Origin of the sequence: Streptomyces sp. CA-249302, assembly GCF_050936785.1 — a bacterium.
GTDB lineage: Bacteria > Actinomycetota > Actinomycetes > Streptomycetales > Streptomycetaceae > Streptomyces.
In genome coordinates, this window is the sequence record NZ_JBNJMG010000001.1 from 1,753,489 (window position 1) to 1,770,808 (window position 17,320).

The window sequence follows — 17,320 nt, forward strand, 5'->3', positions numbered from 1 at the left end:
TGTTCCCGTCGAATATGCCTCTCCCTCCGACCGGCCAAGGAACGACCATTCACGACCTCGCCTCCCGGCTCCGCCGCCTCTCGCCCTCGTGCGGCCCGGTCCGCCTGATCGGCGTCGACGGACACGCCGGCTCCGGAAAGTCCACGTTCGCCGGGCAGTTGGCCCGCGCGCTGGACGACGCCCCCGTGCTGCACCTCGACGACATCGCCAGCCACGACGAGCTGTTCGCCTGGACCGGCCGCCTCCTGACCCAGGTGATCGAGCCCCTGAGCCGCGGCGAGACCGCGCACTACGCCCCCTACGACTGGCTCGCCCGGCACTTCGGACCACCGCACGCCCTCCCCTGTGCCCCGGTGATCCTCGTCGAGGGCGTCGGCGCGGGCCGCCGCGCACTGCGCCCGCACCTGGCGCACCTGCTGTGGATGGAGTTGGAGCACGAGGACTCCTGGACGCGGGGGCGGCTCCGGGACGGGGCGGAGCAGCGGGACTTCTGGGCCGGGTGGGTCCAGGCGGAACAACAGCACTTCGCCGAGGATCCGTCGAAGCCCTTCGCGGACCTTCTGGTACGGCAGTGCGAGAAGGGGTACGAGGTACTTCCGGGGCCCGGATGGACAGTTGGACCGGACCAGCCGCTCACGCACGGTGACGGGCCATCCGCAGTGTGCTGAACTTGTGAAGGGCCCTGCATCGGAACTTCCCGAAGTGCCCCAACTCGGCTTGACCGGGGGCCGTACAGGACTTACGTTCTCAATGTGCGGCCATGCGAGGCCGCCCCTTGTCGCGAAGCCCCCGGTTGTTCCCCCGTGATCGGGGGCTTCGTTCTGCCCTCACCCCCCGATCCGGACGCCGTGAGCCCTGATTCACTCACTCTCGGTCACCGTCCGGTCTCCGCCCCATCTGCTCCCACCTCGCCAAACGGCCTGTGCGGCACCCTTCGGCGGGCGACACCCCCGCAGGTACGATGCCCTGGGTGCGACCTACGAACGCGGGTGCGCGCACCGCAACTCCGGTCCGCGGCACGGCGGTTCGATCAAGGCGGCCACCGGGCGGGCCCGGTGACCAACCGACGGGGGCACGGTTTGTGGGGGACGTGATGGACTTCGGCACGCAGGGCCCCGAGGCCCCGGCCGACCTCGCCTGGCTGCGAGGTGTGGATGCCTACACGATGGGCGCCTATCCGCAGGCGGAGGAGGAGTTCCGGGCCGCGGTCCGGATGGATCCCGGGATGGCCGACGGCTGGCTCGGGCTGCACGCGCTGCGCGTCGACACGACGACCGCGCTACTACGGATGTTCCGGCACCGGGACCGGTTCGGGGAGCAGCGGACCAGACACCGCCGTGCGCTCAACTCCTGGTACTGGCTGGGCTGGTGGGTGCAACCGGTGCTGGAGAGCCCGCGCGACCTGCTGCTCGCGCACGCCTCGCACTGGCTGGACGGCCGCCATGTCCCGGAGCTCGACCGGGCGCTGGCCGGCCTGCCGCCCGTGGACACCGACCACCAGGTGCGCTTCCTGCACGCCTGCCGCGCCTATCTGGTCAAGGACTGGGATCAACTGGTCCGCCACACCGACCCGTTGATCGACGACGCCCTGCTGGGCATCGAGGCGGGCCTGTTCGGCGGCATGGCCCGGGTGCGGCTGGAGATGTACGGCCAGGCGGAACCGCTGCTCGCCGCGGCCCTGATGCGCTGCCGCAGCGAGCAGCCGCAGCGCAAGGAGCTGCGGTACTGGCTGGCGCGGGCCCACGAGGGCACCGGCCGTTCGGCCGCCGCACTCCCCCTGTACCGGGCCGTGCACCGGGTCGACCCCGCCTTCATGGACACCTCGGCCCGGCTGGCGGCGATCGCCGAGGGCGACGGCTACGACGACTCGACCGACCTCGCGGCGATCGCCCTCGCCGGCGTGCCGGACGTCCTGGAGGGCCCGGACGCCCTCGACCCGCTCTTCGGCACCGAGGCCAGGGACCTGAGGCTGTCCGAGCCGGAGCTTCCGCCGGTCGGGCCGGTGCCGTCGGTGATCGACCCGGCGGTGCGCGAGAAGAGCGTGCCGGGCTCGCCGCTGCCCGCCGGTCCGACCGACCCGGCATTACTCGAGGAGGCGCTCGCCGAGCTCGAGCGCATGGTCGGCCTGGAGCCGGTGAAGCGCCAGGTCAAGGCGCTGTCAGCGCAGTTGAACATGGCACGGCTGCGGGCCGGTCAGGGACTGCCGGTCCAGCCGCCCAAGCGGCACTTCGTCTTCTCCGGCCCCTCCGGCACCGGCAAGACCACGGTGGCCCGCATCCTGGGCCGGGTCTTCTACGCCCTCGGCCTGCTCGGCGGCGACCACCTCGTCGAGGCCCAACGGGCCGACCTGGTCGGCGAATACCTGGGCCAGACGGCCGTGAAGGCCAACGAACTCATCGACTCCGCGATCGGCGGCGTCCTCTTCGTCGACGAGGCGTACTCGCTCTCCAACTCCGGCTACGGCAAAGGGGACGCGTACGGCGACGAGGCCCTCCAGGTCCTGCTGAAGCGGGCCGAGGACAACCGGGATCACCTGGTCGTGATCCTGGCCGGCTATCCCGAGGGCATGGACCGCCTGCTGGCCGCCAACCCCGGCCTGTCCTCCCGCTTCACGACCCGCGTCGACTTCCCGTCCTACCGCCCCCTCGAACTCACCTCGATCGGCGAGGTGCTGGCGGCGGAGAACGGCGACGTGTGGGACGAGGAGGCCCTGGACGAGCTGCGGTCCATCGCCGGGCACGTGGTGGACCAGGGCTGGATCGACGAGCTGGGCAACGGGCGGTTCCTGCGCACCCTGTACGAGAAGAGCTGCGCGTACCGGGATCTGCGGCTGACGACGTATCCCGGGATGCTGTCGCGGGACGACTTGTCGACGTTGCGGCTGCCGGATCTGATGCAGGCGTACGGGGAGGTGCTGTCGGGGCGGGGGCCGCAGGATCCCAGTGCTATGTGACATAGCACTGGCTCCCCGGCCCCCAGCCCCCACCCCTCGCGAACTCGCGAACTCGCGAACTCGCGAACTCGCGATCAGCTCATCGGCATCACGCGGGCGATGACGATCGAGCTACCGCCGCTGCCGGCGGCCGCGTAGGCCGCGCTGCCGTCCGAGTAAGCCTTGAAGGACATGTAGGCGTGGTCGGGCACGTCGACCGGGAACTGGCCGCCCACCGTGGCACCCGTACCGGAGTCGTACACCTGCGCGGCCATCTTCGAGCCGGACGCCCAGGCCAGCAGCATCCGGTGACCGTAGCCGACGAGGTGCGGATGGGCGGCGGCGGCCGAGGTCTGGACGGTCCTGTCGGAGGCACCGGTGCTGAAGTGGTCCAGCCGCGCCCGGCCTCCCTGGCTCCACCCGACCCAGTACCCGGCGTTGCTCGACAGGACGATGTCGCCGCCGAACAGGGTGCCGTCACAGGTGCCCGAAGCCACCGTCCGGTAGCCGGCCGGCTGCGCTATCCGGCAGTTGTTGTCGGTTGCGCAGACCATCACGAAATGGCCCGCCTTCGGATCCCAGACCATGTGGGTGTCCCAGCTGTGGCTACAGCCGAGTTCGAAGCTGTCGTGACCGGACAGCAGAGCCCCGGTCGGTCCGACCACCTGCATCCGGTCGCCTTCGTGGATGTCGACGCACTTGCCGTTCTGCACGGTGACGGCATCGGAGAAGTACGCCGCGTAGTTGGTGCCGTCGTAGGCGAGCCGGCCGTGGTGCTGGTACCACCAGACGAAGCGGGCACCGTCGTCGTAGCCGCCCCGGCTGCTGCTCAGGTTCGTGACCTGCTGCTCCCAGACCTGGTGCCCGGAGTTGTCGAAGCGGATCATCCACATGGTGTTGCACGGGCTGGAACTGCCGCCGCACAGCGGGCCCGTGTGGCAGTCGCCCTTGCGGGTCAGCAGCAGCACACCGCCGTCGGCGTCGGCCGCGACGTCCTGGAGGTCGATGCCGGTGAAGCTGCTGGGCGTGCCGACCAGGTGGTCGGCGCAGTCGAGGTTGCCCAGGTACACCTTGCCGTCCGTGCCGAGCCAGGCCAGCCAGGAACGGCCGGACGGGGTGGCCGCCATCGCCATGGGCAGCGGGTCGGTGTCGGACTGGCCTCCGTATCCGGTGACGGACACCCCGAGGTCGACCTGGGTCGTCTTCACCACCGGCGACGATCCGACGGACCGTGCGCAGGCGCCCGCGGCGACCGGCGACGCCGTCGGGGAGGCGGAGGTCTTGGTCGGGCTGGGGGCGGCGCTGGACCGGGCCGGGCTCGGGGTGGTGCCGGCCGAGGCGCCGCTGGTCGCGCCGGCGCTCGGACCGGCGGTGGACTTGGGCACCAGCCACGTGCGCTTCGCGGTGCAGGGCGACTGGACCAGCGCCGTACCCGCCGTCCTGGCGTCCTTGCCGACGGCGACACACTTGCCCGAGTGCACGGCCACCAGGTTGTAGCCCGCGCTCGATGTCGAGCCCGACGCCGCGCGCAGGCGGAACTGCTGGTTGGTCCGACCGGTGCACGCGTACTGGATGACCGCGGCGTTGTCGGCCGTCGACCGGCCCGCCACGTCGACGCACTCATGCGCGTTCCGGGTGCCGATCGTGTAGGTGTCGTCCTTGCCGGTGACCGGCTTGAAGGCGAAGGCCTGTCCGGCACCGCCACTGCACACCGAGACGACCAGCTTGCGGCTATTGGCCGCCGTGCCGCTCGGCGCGTCCGCGCACAGCGCCCCGACCCTGCTGACCAGCGTCGTGGAGAACGCCGTCGCCGTGGCACTCACGGTCTGGGCGAACAGCGGTACCGAGACCGCCGCCGCCGAGATCAGCGCCAGCACCCCGGCCACAAGAGCCCATTTTCGTTTCAACAGTTTCAACGTCTGTCTTCTCTCTCACCGCGCACGGGCGGCCGGACGTGCCCGTGCGCGGATCGGTGTCAGGACCAGTCAGTGGATGTTCGTGCACTGGTCGTCACAGACGTCGAAAAGGTTGCCGCCGTCGGTCACCCCGCCAGGGCCTGCTCCGGCTCCCCGCTCCCGCGCGGCTCCGTGACCTTCACCGCCGGCGCCTTCCGGTGCGCCGGGTCGGTCACCTCGCCGACCAGCAGCTCCAGTACGTCCTCCAGCGCCACCAGCCCCAGCACCTTGCCGGACGCGTCGGCGACCTGCGCCAGGTGCGTGGCGGCCCGGCGCATCACCGTGAGCGCGTCGTCCAGGGGCAGTTCGGAGCGGAGGGTCGTCATCGGGCGCCACAGCTGCTGCGGTACCGCGCGTTCCGAGTCCTCCAGGTCGAGTACGTCCTTCACGTGCAGGTAGCCCATGAAGGCGCCCTTCTCCGCGGCGACCGGGAAACGGGAGTAGCCGGTGCGGGCGGTGAGGGCGACGATCTGGCCCGGGGTGACCGACGGCGGGACCGTCACCAGGGACTCGCGGCCGAGCAGTACGTCCGTCACCGGGCGGGAGCCCAGCTCCAGCGCGTCCTCCAGGCGTTCCTGCTCCTCGGGGTCGAGGAGGCCCGCCTGGCCGGAGTCCTCCACCAGGCGGTTGAGCTGCTCGCTGGTGAAGACGGCCTCGACCTCGTCTTTCGGCTCGACGTGGAAGAGCCGCAGGATGGCCTGGGCCACCGCGCCGAGCGCGATGGTGATCGGCTTGCAGACGCGGGCGAAGGCGACCAGACCGGGGGCGAGCCACACGGCGGCCTTCTCCGGCGCCGCCATCGCCAGGTTCTTCGGGACCATCTCGCCGATGACGAGGTGGAAGAAGACCACCGCGGCCAGGGCGATGACGTAACCCAGCGGGTGGATCATGCCGTCCGGCAGGTGGATCGCCTCGAAGACCGGTTCCAGCAGGTGCGCGACGGTCGGTTCGGCGACCGCGCCGAGGGTGAGGGAGCAGACCGTGATGCCGAACTGGGCCGCGGCCATCATCTGCGGGAGGCGCTCGAGGCCGTACAGCACCTGACGGGCCCTCGCCGTGCCGAGCGGTTCGATCTGGCTGCGGCGGACGGAGACCAGGGCGAACTCGGCGCCGACGAAGAAGCCGTTGGCGAGTACGAGCAGTCCGGCGAACAGGAGTTGGAGCACGCTCATCGGGCGACCTCCACGACCGACCCGGTCCGCACCAGGCGGACGCGCTCGGCCCGGTAGTGGCCGACCCGGCGCACGGTGAGCCGCCAGCCCGGCAGTTCGGCCTTGTCGCCCGCGGCCGGGATCCGGCCGAGCAGGTCGGCGACGAGTCCGGCGACGGTCTCGTACGGCCCCTCGGGCACATCGAGGCCTATGCGCTGGAGGATGTCGACCCGGCAGCTGCCGTCGGCGTCCCAGGCGGGCCTGCCGTCCTCCGGCGGGGCGGCGGCGAGTTCGGGCACGTCCTGGCCGTCGTGCTCGTCGCGGACCTCGCCGACGATCTCCTCGACGATGTCCTCCAGGGTCACCACGCCGGCCGTACCGCCGTACTCGTCGACGACGACCGCGATGGGCTGCTCGCTGCGCAGCTGGGCGAGGAGCGGCTGGACCGGCAGGGTCTCGGGGACCAGCAGGGCCGGGCGGGCGATACGGCCGACCGGGGTGCGCAGGCGCTCGTGCGCGGGGACCGCGAGGGCGTCCTTGAGGTGGACCATGCCGACGACCTCGTCGATCTTCTCCTTGTAGACGGGGAAGCGGGACAGGCCGGTGGCACGGGTCAGGTTGACCACGTCCTCGGCGGTGGCCGAGGACTGGAGCGCGCTGACCTTCACCCGCGGGGTCATGACGTGCTGCGCGGTCAGCTCGGCCAGCGACAGGGTCCGTACGAAGAGGTCCGCGGTGTCCTGTTCCAGGGCGCCGGCCTGCGCGGAGTGCCGGGCGAGGGAGACGAGTTCGCCGGGGGTGCGGGCGGAGGCCAGCTCCTCGGCGGGCTCGACGCCCAAGGCTCGGACGAGGCGGTTGGCGACGGCGTTCAGCGCGGCGATGACCGGGCGGAAGAGGCTCGCGAAGGCGTGCTGCGGGCCGGCCACGAAGCGGGCGACCTGCATGGGCTTGGACACCGCCCAGTTCTTGGGCACGAGTTCGCCGATCACCATCTGCACGGCGGAGGCCAGCAGCATGCCGACCACCACCGCGACCCCGGAGACCGCGCCCTCGGGGATGCCGATCGCGGTGAACGGGCCGTGCAGCAGCTCGGCGAGGGCCGGCTCGGCGAGCATGCCGACGACCAGGGAGGTGATGGTGATGCCGAGTTGGGTGCCGGAGAGCTGGAAGGACAGCTCCTTGAGGGACTCCGCGACCCTGCGGGCTCGCTTGTCGCCCTCGGCGGCGGCTTTCTCGGCGTCCGTCGACTCGACCGTGACTAGGCCGAACTCGGCGGCCACGAAGAAGCCGTTGGCGAGAATCAGCAGGAGGGCCGCTCCCAGGAGCAGCAGGGGGTGGTCATGATGCCGCCGCCTCGGTATGTCGTGAGGGGGCGGCGCAGGTACTACAGGACGATCCGTCCATCGCTGGAGGGAGTCACTCCTCGGGTAGCAGGAACACGAAGCGGCGGAGGCGCCGGAAAAACGCCTCCGCCAACAGATTAATCAAGACAAGGGTCTCTACGGCAGATCCCTCGGGGCACGATCCTCGACGAGCGCCCGCAGGGCACGGGCGTCGGCGATCGCGTGCTCCTTGGCGATGCCCGGCTGGATGCCGAGTGTGGGCAGGCTGGTGCCGTCGCTGAGGTTGAGGAACACCCACGGGTCGCCGGGCCGGAGGTTGACCTGGACGATCTCGGCCCACTCCAGCCGACGCCTGCTGGTGATGTTCTGCACAGTGACGCCGGACTCGTCGGCGACGACCTTCACGCGCGCCAGCAGGAACAGGACACCGGCGAGGAGGGCGGCCGTGAAGACGAAGCTCAGGCGCTCGCCCGGGCTGAGCTGGTCCAGCAGCAGCGCGATCACCGTGATGGTCACGAAGATGGTGGCACCGGCGGCCATCAGCACGGCACGGGTGCGGCCCGGGCGGAAGGTGACGGGCAGGGCGGGCAGGTCGGAGGACATCTGCGGTACGTCCCTCAGAGACGGCAGGCGTGGATGGCCGTGGTCAGGATGGCCCGGGCGCCGATGTCGTACAGGTCGTCCATGATCCGCTGGGCTTCCTTGGCGGGGACCATGGCGCGTACGGCGACCCAGCCCTCGTTGTGCAGTGGGGAGACGGTCGGCGACTCCAGGCCCGGGGTCAGCGCGACGGCCTTCTCCAGCTGCTCGACGCGGCAGTCGTAGTCCATCATCACGTAGGTCCGCGCCACCAGGACGCCCTGGAGCCGGCGCAGGAACTGCTGCACCTTGGGCTCCTCGGCGTCGGCGCCGGTGCGCCGGATGACGATGGCCTCGGACTTCATGATGGGCTCGCCGAAGACCTCCAGGCCCGCGTTGCGCAGGCTGGTGCCGGTCTCGACGACGTCCGCGATGACCTCGGCGACCCCGAGCTCGATGGCGGTCTCGACGGCGCCGTCGAGGTGCACGACGGAGGCGTCGATGCCGCTGTCGGCCAGGTGCTTGGCGACGATTCCCTCGTAGGAGGTGGCGACCGTCTTGTCCGCGAGGTCCTCGATGCCGTTCGCGGTGCCGGGCTTGGCGGCGAAGCGGAAGGTGGAGCGGGCGAAGCCGAGCGGCAGGATCTCCTCGGCGTTGGCGCCGGAGTCGATAAGGAGGTCGCGGCCGGTGATGCCGATGTCGAGGCGGCCGGAGGAGACGTAGATCGCGATGTCGCGGGGGCGGAGGTAGAAGAACTCCACCTCGTTGACCGGGTCGACGATCCGCAGTTCCTTGGACTCCCGGCGCTGCTGGTAGCCGGCCTCATGCAGCATCTCCGCCGCAGGGCCTGACAGGGAACCCTTGTTGGGGACGGCGATGCGCAGCATGAGGTCGGCTTCCTTTGCTCTGAGGGGTTTTACGGCGACTTGTTTACAGGTGGGCGTACACGTCGTCCAGCGAGATTCCGCGGGCGACCATCATCACCTGGACGTGGTACAGCAGCTGCGAGATCTCCTCGGCGGCCGCTTCCTTGCCCTCGTACTCGGCGGCCATCCAGACCTCTGCGGCCTCTTCGACGACCTTCTTGCCGATGGCGTGGACACCCTTGCCGACCAGCTCCGCGGTGCGGGAGGTGGCGGGATCGCCGTTGGCGGCCTTGTGCTGGAGCTCGGTGAAGAGCTCCTCGAAAGTCTTGTTCGACATGGTGAGCGCCAGATTACTTCAATGCGGGTTTCCTCAGCGCCACGGTTCAGATACTGAGCGGAGCGTGGCCGCCGTCGCCACCGCGGCCGTCACCGCCTCGTGTCCCTTGTCCTCGTTGGAGCCCTCGAGGCCGGCCCGGTCCAGGGCCTGCTCCTCGGTGTCGCAGGTCAGCACGCCCATGCCGACGGGGACGCCGGTCTCGACCGACACCTGGGTGAGGCCCTGGGTCACGCCCTGGCACACGTACTCGAAGTGCGGGGTGCCGCCGCGGATGACGACGCCCAGGGCCACGATCGCGTCGTAGCCGCGGCCCGCGAGGACCTTGGCGACGACCGGGAGCTCCCAGCTGCCGGGGACCCGGAGCAGGGTCGGCTCGTCGATGCCGAGGTCGTGCAGGGCGCGCAGGGCGCCGTCCACCAGGCCGTCCATCACCTTTTCGTGCCACTGCGCCGCGATGACGGCGACCCGCAGGTCTCCGACGTTGCGTACGGACAGTTCCGGTGCGCCCTTGCCGCTCACGTTCTCTTGTCTCCTCGAAGTACGGTTTCGCAGTTTTACGGTTACGCGGTTACTGGTTGCTGCAGGTGGACACCGGGTTGGCGTCCAGCCAGGGCAGGTCGTGGCCCATCCGGTCCCGCTTGGTGCGCAGGTAGCGGAGGTTGTGCTCGCCCGCCTGTACGGGCATCGGCTCCCGGCCGGAGACCTTGAGGCCGTGCCGCAGCAGGGCGTCGGTCTTGTCGGGGTTGTTGGTCATCAGGCGGACGCTGCGGACGCCGAGGTCCTCCAGGATCTGCGCGCCGGCGCCGTAGTCCCGGGCGTCGGCGGGCAGGCCGAGTTCCAGGTTGGCGTCGAGGGTGTCGCGGCCGCGCTCCTGGAGCTCGTACGCGCGCAGCTTGGACAGCAGGCCGATGCCGCGCCCCTCGTGGCCGCGGAGGTAGACGACCACTCCCCTGCCCTCGGCCTGGATGCGCTCCAGGGAGGCCTCCAGCTGGGGGCCGCAGTCGCAGCGCAGGGAGGCGAAGATGTCGCCGGTGAGGCACTCGGAGTGGACGCGGACCAGGACGTTCTCGCCGTCGCCGATCTCGCCGTGCACGAGGGCGACGTGCTCGACGCCGTCGACGGTGGAGCGGTAGCCGTAGGCCTTGAACTCGCCGTGGGCGGTGGGCAGTCGGGTCTCGGCCTCGCGGCGGACCGTGGGCTCGGCGGTCTGGCGGTAGGCGATCAGGTCCTCGATGGAGATGATCGTCAGGCCGTGCTTGCGGGCGAACGGGATCAGCTCGGGCAGGCGCAGCATGCGGCCGTCCTCGCCGGCGATCTCGACGATCGCGCCGGCCGGGCGCAGGCCCGCGAGGCGGGCGAGGTCGACGGCGGCCTCGGTGTGGCCGTTGCGGGTCAGGACGCCGCCGGGCCGGGCGCGGAGCGGGAAGATGTGGCCGGGGCGGACGAAGTCGGACGGCCCGGCGTCGCCGCCGGCCAGCAGCCGCAGCGTGGTCGCGCGGTCGGCGGCCGAGATCCCGGTGGTCACGCCGTGGGCGCCCGAGGCGTCCACGGAGACGGTGAACGCGGTCTTCATCGACTCGGTGTTGTCGTCGACCATCTGCGGGAGCTTCAGCCGGTCCAGCTCCTCGCCCTCCATGGGGGCGCAGATCAGGCCGCGGCACTCGCTCATCATGAAGGCGACGATCTCGGGGGTGACCTTCTCGGCGGCCACCACGAGGTCGCCCTCGTTCTCGCGGTCCTCGTCGTCGACGACCACGATCGGGCGGCCGGCCGCGATGTCGGCGATGGCCTGCTCGATCGGGTCGAGGGACCAGTCCTCGATGCCGTCGGTGCTGTAGAGAATGGGTGCCGTGGTCATGCTGGCGCTCCTTCCAGGACGGGCCGCGCGCCGTCTCGGGAGCGCAGCCACCAGTCGCGCATGCCCCACAGGACGAGTGCGCCGTATATGACGTAGACGAAGCCGGAGAAGGCGTAGCCGTTCGCGAAGTTGAGGGGGACGCCGACCAGGTCGACCAGGAGCCAGGCGATCCAGAACTCGGTCATGCCGCGGGCCTGGGCGTACATGGCGACGATGGTGCCGACGAAGATGTAGGCGTCCGGCCAGGGGTCCCAGGACAGGGACGGGTAGGCCTTGAAGAGCAGGGCGACCGCGACCGTGCCGACGGCCGCGGCGGCGACCATGGCGCCACGCTCGCGCCACGTGGCGAAACGGGGCGCGATGTGGCCTTCGCCGTCCTGGCCCTTGTTGCGGTTCCACTGCCACCAGCCGTACAGGGCGACGGCCATGACGACCGCCTGCTTGCCCGCGCTGCCGGTGAGGTGGCCGTAGAAGGCGCCGAAGAGGATGAGGCCGGAGGCGAACTGCACCGGCCAGCTCCACAGGTTGCGCCGCCAGCCGAGGGCCAGGGCGATCAGGCCGAGGATGTTGCCGATCATGTCCGACCAGAGGATGTGCTGGCCGAACAGGACGAAGGCCTCGGTGTTCAGGGAGTTCACTTCCCGGCCCCCTGACCGGCCGCGAGCAGGCGCTCGACGTACTTGGCGACGACGTCGACCTCGAGGTTGACCGGGTCGCCGGGCTGCTTGATGCCCAGGGTGGTCAGGGCGAGCGTCGTGGGGATGAGGCTGACGGTGAAGTGGTCGGGGCCGGCGTCCACGACCGTGAGGCTGATGCCGTCGACGGTGATGGAGCCCTTCTCGACGACATAGCGGGCGAGGTCCGCGGGCAGCGAGATCCTGATGATCTCCCAGTTCTCGGAGGGCTTGCGCTCCAGGACCTGGCCGGTGCCGTCGACGTGGCCCTGCACGATGTGGCCGCCCAGGCGGGCGCCGACGGCGGTGGGCCGCTCCAGGTTGACGCGGGAGCCGACGGCGATGGCGCCGAGGCTGGAGCGGTCGAGGGTCTCGGCCATGACGTCGGCGGTGAACTCGTCGGCCTCGTGCTCCACGACGGTCAGGCAGACGCCGTTGACCGCGATGGAGTCCCCGTGCTTCGCGCCCTCGGTGACCACGGGGCCGCGCACTCGGAAGCGACAGGAGTCACCGAGGTTCTCGACGTCGGTGATCTCGCCCAGCTCTTCGACGATTCCGGTGAACACTTCCCGGGTCCTCCTGCCGCATAGGGGCACGGACTCCGGGGCTGTCGATGACGACAGAACGTACGAGCAGGGACACCGGGGACGGCGCCGGACAGATTCGTCCCGTAGGACGAAGCGGATACGGCGACGCGCACGAATGCCCGCCCGCCGCGCACTGCCTCCCATCCGGACTTTAACCGTCGGTCCAGGAATTTCACCTGGTCAACCGGCCGCTGGAAGCGGTCGGGTCGCGGACTGTAACCGCCGGTTCGGACTTTCACCGACCCCGGAGTGCGCTGCTTCTGGTACAGAGCCAGTGTGCCACGCCTGATCGGGGTCCATACGGGCGAACGCTGTGGGGTGGCTCACAGGAGCTGTCTCTGTACTTCTCAACTCGGCCGCCCTGATGGAGGCTTTGGTCTAGTCCTTTCGACTCCCTCAGACCGGCCCGGTGGCGGTGACGACGGCCCTTGCCCGCCGCCGGGCCCCCAACTCGGCCGTGGCCGCGCACTGCTGGCAGTGTGGATGCCATGAGCAGCGCGATCGCCGACGATTTCGAACCGCACCGGCCCCGGCTGTTCGGGCTCGCCTACCGCCTGCTGGGTTCGGCGGACGAGGCCGAGGACGCGGTGCAGGACGCGTATCTCCGCTTCAGCGCGGCCGACCGCGCACGCATCGAGCATCCGGCGGCCTGGCTGGCCAAGGTCGTCACCAACCTGTGCCTCAGCCGGCTGACCTCGGCACGGGCCAGGCGCGAGCGGTACGTCGGGGAGTGGCTGCCGGAGCCCGTCGTCACCTCCGACGGCACACTCGGCCCGCTGGAGTCGGCCGAGCAGCGCGACGCCGTGTCGATGGCGATGCTGGTCCTGCTGGAGCGGCTCACACCGACCGAGCGCGCGGTGTACGTGCTGCGGGAGGGGTTCGGATACGGGCACCGGGAGATCGCCGCCGCACTCGACCTCACCGAGGCCAACTGCCGCCAGCTGTACCGGCGGGCGGTACGGCGGGTGGGTGAGGAGCGGCCGCGGTTCGAGCCGGCGCCCGAGCGGCAGGAGGAGCTCGTCGCGTCGTTCCTCACGGCGGCCCGGGACGGTGATCTGGCCGGCCTGGAGAAGGTCCTCGCGGCAGACGTGACGTGGACCAGCGACGGTGGCGGCAAGGTCAGCGCGGCCCGGCGGGCGGTCCACGGGCGCGACAAGGTGGGGCGCCTGGCACAGGGCGGCGCGGAGCGGTTCGCGGCGGGTCTCACCTTCACGCCGGCCGAGATCAACGGCGAGCCCGGGCTGGTCGCGTGGGCGGGCGACACGCTCGCCGGCACGGTCGCGTTCGAGGTGCGAGACGGGCTGATCACGCATGTGCGGATCGTGCTGAACCCTGACAAGCTCGATTTCGTACGACGTCAACTCGCACGTCGCTAGCGACCTGTCACGTTCTGCCGGGGCTGCGTGGTCTCAGCTGTCGCAGGGTGTTCCGTCCGGGAGCGCCCAGTGCCCGAAGGGACTGAACGGCATGACCACGATCCTGGTGACCGGCGGAACCGGAACCCTCGGCCGGCTCGTCACCGAGCGGCTGCGGGCGGCCGGGCACGAGGTGCGGGTGCTCAGTCGGCATGCCCAGCCCTACGCCGTCGACCTGCGGAAAGGCGGTGCCGGGCTGGACGCGGCGGTCGACGGCGTGGAGACGGTCGTGCACTGCGCGACCAACCAGACCGGCGGTGACCGGAAGGCCGCGGAGAACCTGGTCGCGGCGGCGCGGCGGGCGGGTGTACGGCACCTCGTCTACATCTCCATCGTCGGGGTCGACCGGGTGCCGTTCCCGTACTACCGGGCCAAGCTGGCCGTCGAGCAGATGATCGAGGAGTCCGGGCTGGGCTGGACAGTGCTGCGGACCACGCAGTTCCACGACCTGCTGGTGAGGCTGTTCCGCGCGCTGGCCAAGCTGCCGGTGGTCCTCCTCCCGGCCGGGGTGCGAGACCAGCCGATCGAGGTCGCGGAGGTGGCGGAGCGGCTGGCCGAACTGGCCGCGGCGGCGCCCGCGGGGCGGGTCGAGGACATGGGCGGGCCGGAGACGCGGACGTTCGAGTCCTTCGCGCGGGCGTACCTGAAGTCGACGGGCCGACGGCGGCCCGTGGTGAACGTGCCGCTGTGGGGCAGGGCGTACCGGGCCTTCCGCGAGGGCGGACACCTCGTGCCGGAACGGGCGGTGGGGAAGGGGACGTTCGAGGACTGTCTGGCGGGACGGAAGAGCTGACCGCGGGCGTGTGCCCCGCGAAGCGCCGCGCACTCGCGTCACCGCTCGGGCTGCGCCCCGAACAACTCGTCCTGAGCCCGGTCCCGCGCGGTGAGCAGCGCGCCTCTCAGTACGGCATCGCCGCCCAGGACAGTCGGCCGCACCTCGGTGACCAGCGGTGACATCCGCCGCACCCGCGCCTCCACCCGAGCGGCGAGCTGCTCGCCGCCGGCCTGCCCGATCTCCCCGCCGAGCACGACACACCCCGGGTCGAGAATCGCCACGACGGAGGCGACACCGACGGCGAGACGTTCGGCGAGGGCGTCGAGAAAACGGTCGGCAGCGGCAGCCCCGGCGGCGGAAGCCGCGACCTCGCCGGCGGAAGCACGATCTCCGGCGGGACCCGCCGACCCGGCGACCGAGTTCTCGTGGGCACGACCGGTCCCCACTCTCACCGCGTCGGCCGCCGTCTCGTCGCCGCGACCGGCGCCCACGGCTCTCGCTTCCTCCGCGGTCCCGGCCTCCCACGCCACCCCCGAAACCATCTCGACAGCCTCCCGTACCACCCCGGCCGCCACCGGATCCGCTCCCGCCCCCTCCACCATCACCCCGTACTCCCCCGCCAGCCCCACGATCGCCGTCGCCCCCGCCAGCGAATGAAAGCCCCCCTCGCAGTCGGTCGCCGAAGGCAGTCCCGTCGTCCCCGGCACCGGCAGGAAGCCGATCTCCCCCATGCCTCCGGACACCCCGCGGCGCAGCGCCCCCTCCAGGACGACCGCCGCGCCCGTGCCGTGGCTCAGCCACAGCAGGACGAAGGTGTCGCGGTCCCGGGCGACCCCCTCGCGCTGTTCGGCCAGCGCCGCGAGGTTGGTCTCGTTCTCGACGCTCACCCGGGCCTCGGGGAGCCGTTCCTGCAGCGCCGCGACCAGGCGGCGGTGCCATTCGGGGAGGCCGGAGGAGTCTCGGAGTTCGCCACTGGCGGGGTCGATCAGGCCGGGCGCGCCGATGCCGACGGTGTGCAGACGGTCCGCGCCCGCCTCCTTGACCACCCGCTCCACCAGCGCGACCGCCTGCTCCACCGCCGGTCCCGTCCCCGCGTCGCCCCCGATCGGCGCGGAGGCCTCGGCGAGCACGCGCCCCACCAGGTCGGTCACCACCACGGACACGCCCTCGGTACGGACGTCGAGGGCGGCGAGATGCGCCCGGTCGGCGACGATCCCGTAGAGCTTCGCGTTCGGCCCGCGCCGCTGCTCCCCCGCCTCACCCACCACGGTGACCAGTCCGGACACGGTGAGCCGCTCGACCAGGTCGGCGACGGTCGGCCGGGACAGTCCGGTCAGCTGCTTGAGCTGACCCGCCGTCAACGGGCCCTCCTGCTGAAGCAGTTGCAGGGCGAGCCGGTCGTTGATGGCCCGGGCGGTACTGGGGGATGCGGGCATGCCGGGATCCTTCCAGATCGGCGAAGCGGTACCGGAACCCATGTGTCGGCCCGGCGCTGCGGTCCGGGCCGGCGGGCACCCGGGACCCCTGCGGCCAGTATTCCACTATCTATCAGGCAGGGTTCCTGATAGTTTTCGGGACGCCAGTGAGGGCCGAGGAGAATCGGGAGGGGCCGGAGAATGAGCCACGTGGTCTACGACCTGCGCGAGGTGAGGCGGGCCCGGTACGCCGTGGCCGCCGTGTTCGCCGTGCACGGCGCCGTCACCGGTTCGTTCGCGACCCGCGTGCCGTGGATCCAGGAGCATGCCGGGCTCAGCGCCGGCCAGCTGGGATTCTCGCTCGCCTTCACGGCCTTCGGTGCCTCCTGCTCGATGCCGCTGGCCGGCCGTATCAGCCATCGCTTCGGCAGCCGTACAGCCCTGCGCGGGCTGATCGCACTGTGGACGCTGGCCCTGGTGCTGCCGGCGCTCGCGCCGAACATGCTCACCCTGTGCCTGGCGATGTTCGCGTACGGCGCGAGCGCCGGCATGGCGGACGTCGCCATGAACGCGCTGGGCGTCGAGGTGGAGCGGCTGCTCGACAAGTCGATCATGTCCGGGCTGCACGGCATGTGGAGCGCGGGCGCCCTGATCGGCTCGGCGGGCGGCACGCTCGCCGCGCACCTCGGCGCGGACGCGCGCGAGCACTTCGCGCTCGCGTCCGCGGTCCTCACCGTGCTCGGCCTCGTGGCCTGCACCTGGGTGCTCGACCTACAGCCGGCCGAGGACGAGGAGCCGCCGCCGAGGTTCGCGCTGCCACCGAAGTCCGCGCTGCTGATCGGCGCCGTCGGCTTCTGCGCGGTGTTCGCGGAGGGCGCGAGCCTCGACTGGTCGGCGGTCTATCTGCGCGACCAGCTGGACACCTCGGCGGGCCTGGCCGCCGCGTGCACGACCGGATTCATGCTGACCATGGCGGTGGCCCGGCTGGTCGGCGACGCGGTCGTCAACCGCTTCGGCGCGGTCCGCACGGTCCGGATCGGCGGCGGCTTCGCCGTCCTCGGCGGAGTGCTGATCGTCCTGGCCGGCCATCCGGCCGTGGCGATGGCCGGGTTCGCCCTCCTCGGCCTGGGCATCGCCGTCGTCGTGCCGCTGTGCTTCGCCGCCGCCGGACACAGCGGCCCCAACCCCAGCCAGGCCATCGCGGGCGTCGCGACCATCACGTACACCTCGGGCCTGATCGCGCCCAGTCTGATCGGCGGGGTGGCGCAGGCGACGAGCCTGGTGGTGTCGTTCGTGCTGGTGACCGTGCTGGCCTGCGGGCTCGGCGTCTTCGCCGGGGTCCTGCGCACCGGCGAGCGCAACCGGAAGACGGTCAGCCCGCCGAGCGCGGCGGTTCCCGACCCGCGGCCCTGAGGCCCGAGGGCCGGGCAGCG

Annotated in this window: 16 protein-coding genes and 1 riboswitch; of the genes, 5 read left to right on the top strand and 11 right to left on the bottom strand. The window is 71.3% G+C overall.

Going from position 1 to position 17,320, the window contains the following annotated elements; all coding sequences use genetic code 11:
* Window positions 1-14 precede the first annotated feature (14 nt).
* Both ACQEWB_RS07895 and ACQEWB_RS07900 read left to right on the top strand, forming a co-directional pair.
* On the top strand, window positions 15-668 hold the full coding sequence (locus ACQEWB_RS07895) for a uridine kinase family protein (protein WP_432828476.1): 654 nt from the start codon (window positions 15-17) through the stop codon (window positions 666-668).
* Window positions 669-1,093: 425 nt separating this feature from the next.
* Window positions 1,094-2,953: an AAA family ATPase gene (locus ACQEWB_RS07900; RefSeq protein ID WP_432828478.1), complete on the top strand. Its 1,860-nt coding sequence runs from the start codon at window positions 1,094-1,096 to the stop codon at window positions 2,951-2,953.
* Window positions 2,954-3,027: 74 nt separating this feature from the next.
* Here the strand turns inward: ACQEWB_RS07900 and ACQEWB_RS07905 are convergent, their stop codons facing one another.
* From ACQEWB_RS07905 to ACQEWB_RS07950, 10 genes are all read right to left on the bottom strand, one after another.
* Window positions 3,028-4,839: an RICIN domain-containing protein gene (locus ACQEWB_RS07905; protein ID WP_432828480.1), complete on the bottom strand. Its 1,812-nt coding sequence runs from the start codon at window positions 4,837-4,839 to the stop codon at window positions 3,028-3,030.
* 134 nt (window positions 4,840-4,973) lie between these two features.
* On the bottom strand, window positions 4,974-6,059 hold the full coding sequence (locus ACQEWB_RS07910; RefSeq protein WP_432828482.1) for a hemolysin family protein: 1,086 nt from the start codon (window positions 6,057-6,059) through the stop codon (window positions 4,974-4,976).
* A complete protein-coding gene (locus ACQEWB_RS07915) occupies window positions 6,056-7,399 on the bottom strand; it encodes a hemolysin family protein (protein WP_432843686.1) in 1,344 nt (447 codons plus the stop codon). The genes ACQEWB_RS07910 and ACQEWB_RS07915 overlap by 4 nt, the downstream gene beginning before the upstream one ends.
* Before the next feature lie 138 nt (window positions 7,400-7,537).
* Window positions 7,538-7,984 carry a PH domain-containing protein gene (locus ACQEWB_RS07920; RefSeq protein ID WP_432828484.1) on the bottom strand — a complete coding sequence of 149 codons (447 nt, stop codon included), beginning with the start codon at window positions 7,982-7,984 and terminating at the stop codon, window positions 7,538-7,540.
* A 14-nt stretch (window positions 7,985-7,998) separates the two neighbouring features.
* Window positions 7,999-8,847 (bottom strand): ATP phosphoribosyltransferase, encoded by an 849-nt coding sequence (hisG, locus tag ACQEWB_RS07925; RefSeq protein WP_432828486.1) that lies wholly within the window; start codon window positions 8,845-8,847, stop codon window positions 7,999-8,001.
* A 43-nt stretch (window positions 8,848-8,890) separates the two neighbouring features.
* Window positions 8,891-9,163 (bottom strand): phosphoribosyl-ATP diphosphatase, encoded by a 273-nt coding sequence (locus tag ACQEWB_RS07930; protein ID WP_020117406.1) that lies wholly within the window; start codon window positions 9,161-9,163, stop codon window positions 8,891-8,893.
* A gap of 33 nt (window positions 9,164-9,196) precedes the next feature.
* Window positions 9,197-9,682: a 6,7-dimethyl-8-ribityllumazine synthase gene (ribH, locus tag ACQEWB_RS07935; RefSeq protein WP_020128903.1), complete on the bottom strand. Its 486-nt coding sequence runs from the start codon at window positions 9,680-9,682 to the stop codon at window positions 9,197-9,199.
* 49 nt (window positions 9,683-9,731) lie between these two features.
* A complete protein-coding gene (locus ACQEWB_RS07940; RefSeq protein ID WP_432828489.1) occupies window positions 9,732-11,021 on the bottom strand; it encodes a bifunctional 3,4-dihydroxy-2-butanone-4-phosphate synthase/GTP cyclohydrolase II in 1,290 nt (429 codons plus the stop codon).
* On the bottom strand, window positions 11,018-11,659 hold the full coding sequence (gene pnuC, locus ACQEWB_RS07945) for a nicotinamide riboside transporter PnuC (RefSeq protein ID WP_432828491.1): 642 nt from the start codon (window positions 11,657-11,659) through the stop codon (window positions 11,018-11,020). Before pnuC ends, ACQEWB_RS07940 begins: the two co-directional genes overlap by 4 nt.
* Complete coding sequence (locus ACQEWB_RS07950; protein WP_432828493.1) at window positions 11,656-12,261, bottom strand: riboflavin synthase; 606 nt, start codon at window positions 12,259-12,261, stop codon at window positions 11,656-11,658. Before ACQEWB_RS07950 ends, pnuC begins: the two co-directional genes overlap by 4 nt.
* A 147-nt stretch (window positions 12,262-12,408) precedes the next feature.
* A riboswitch (FMN riboswitch) is annotated at window positions 12,409-12,539 on the bottom strand.
* 231 nt (window positions 12,540-12,770) lie between these two features.
* Here ACQEWB_RS07950 and ACQEWB_RS07955 point away from each other — a divergent pair.
* Together ACQEWB_RS07955 and ACQEWB_RS07960 are read left to right on the top strand one after the other, a co-directional pair.
* A complete protein-coding gene (locus ACQEWB_RS07955) occupies window positions 12,771-13,658 on the top strand; it encodes an RNA polymerase sigma-70 factor (protein ID WP_432828495.1) in 888 nt (295 codons plus the stop codon).
* A gap of 91 nt (window positions 13,659-13,749) precedes the next feature.
* Window positions 13,750-14,490: an SDR family oxidoreductase gene (locus ACQEWB_RS07960; RefSeq protein WP_432828497.1), complete on the top strand. Its 741-nt coding sequence runs from the start codon at window positions 13,750-13,752 to the stop codon at window positions 14,488-14,490.
* Window positions 14,491-14,528: 38 nt separating this feature from the next.
* Here the strand turns inward: ACQEWB_RS07960 and ACQEWB_RS07965 are convergent, their stop codons facing one another.
* Window positions 14,529-15,908, bottom strand: coding sequence for an ROK family transcriptional regulator (locus ACQEWB_RS07965; RefSeq protein ID WP_432828499.1), 1,380 nt, complete (start codon window positions 15,906-15,908; stop codon window positions 14,529-14,531).
* A gap of 180 nt (window positions 15,909-16,088) precedes the next feature.
* On the opposite strand from ACQEWB_RS07965, the gene ACQEWB_RS07970 reads away from it, so the two are divergent.
* Entirely contained in the window at window positions 16,089-17,300 is a 1,212-nt protein-coding gene (locus ACQEWB_RS07970; RefSeq protein WP_432828501.1) for an MFS transporter, read from the top strand.
* Window positions 17,301-17,320 lie beyond the last annotated feature (20 nt).

Excerpts from the sequence above, each read along its gene's own strand:
- ACQEWB_RS07900 (WP_432828478.1), top strand. The coding sequence starts at position 1,094 with ATGGACTTCGGCACGCAGGGCCCCGAGGCCCCGGCCGACCTCGCCTGG.
- ACQEWB_RS07910 (WP_432828482.1), bottom strand. The coding sequence starts at position 6,059 with ATGAGCGTGCTCCAACTCCTGTTCGCCGGACTGCTCGTACTCGCCAAC.
- ACQEWB_RS07955 (WP_432828495.1), top strand. The coding sequence starts at position 12,771 with ATGAGCAGCGCGATCGCCGACGATTTCGAACCGCACCGGCCCCGGCTG.
- ACQEWB_RS07970 (WP_432828501.1), top strand. The coding sequence starts at position 16,089 with ATGAGCCACGTGGTCTACGACCTGCGCGAGGTGAGGCGGGCCCGGTAC.
- hisG (WP_432828486.1), bottom strand. The coding sequence starts at position 8,847 with ATGCTGCGCATCGCCGTCCCCAACAAGGGTTCCCTGTCAGGCCCTGCG.
- ACQEWB_RS07940 (WP_432828489.1), bottom strand. The coding sequence starts at position 11,021 with ATGACCACGGCACCCATTCTCTACAGCACCGACGGCATCGAGGACTGG.
- ACQEWB_RS07930 (WP_020117406.1), bottom strand. The coding sequence starts at position 9,163 with ATGTCGAACAAGACTTTCGAGGAGCTCTTCACCGAGCTCCAGCACAAG.
- ACQEWB_RS07965 (WP_432828499.1), bottom strand. The coding sequence starts at position 15,908 with ATGCCCGCATCCCCCAGTACCGCCCGGGCCATCAACGACCGGCTCGCC.
- ACQEWB_RS07895 (WP_432828476.1), top strand. The coding sequence starts at position 15 with ATGCCTCTCCCTCCGACCGGCCAAGGAACGACCATTCACGACCTCGCC.
- ACQEWB_RS07960 (WP_432828497.1), top strand. The coding sequence starts at position 13,750 with ATGACCACGATCCTGGTGACCGGCGGAACCGGAACCCTCGGCCGGCTC.
- ACQEWB_RS07920 (WP_432828484.1), bottom strand. The coding sequence starts at position 7,984 with ATGTCCTCCGACCTGCCCGCCCTGCCCGTCACCTTCCGCCCGGGCCGC.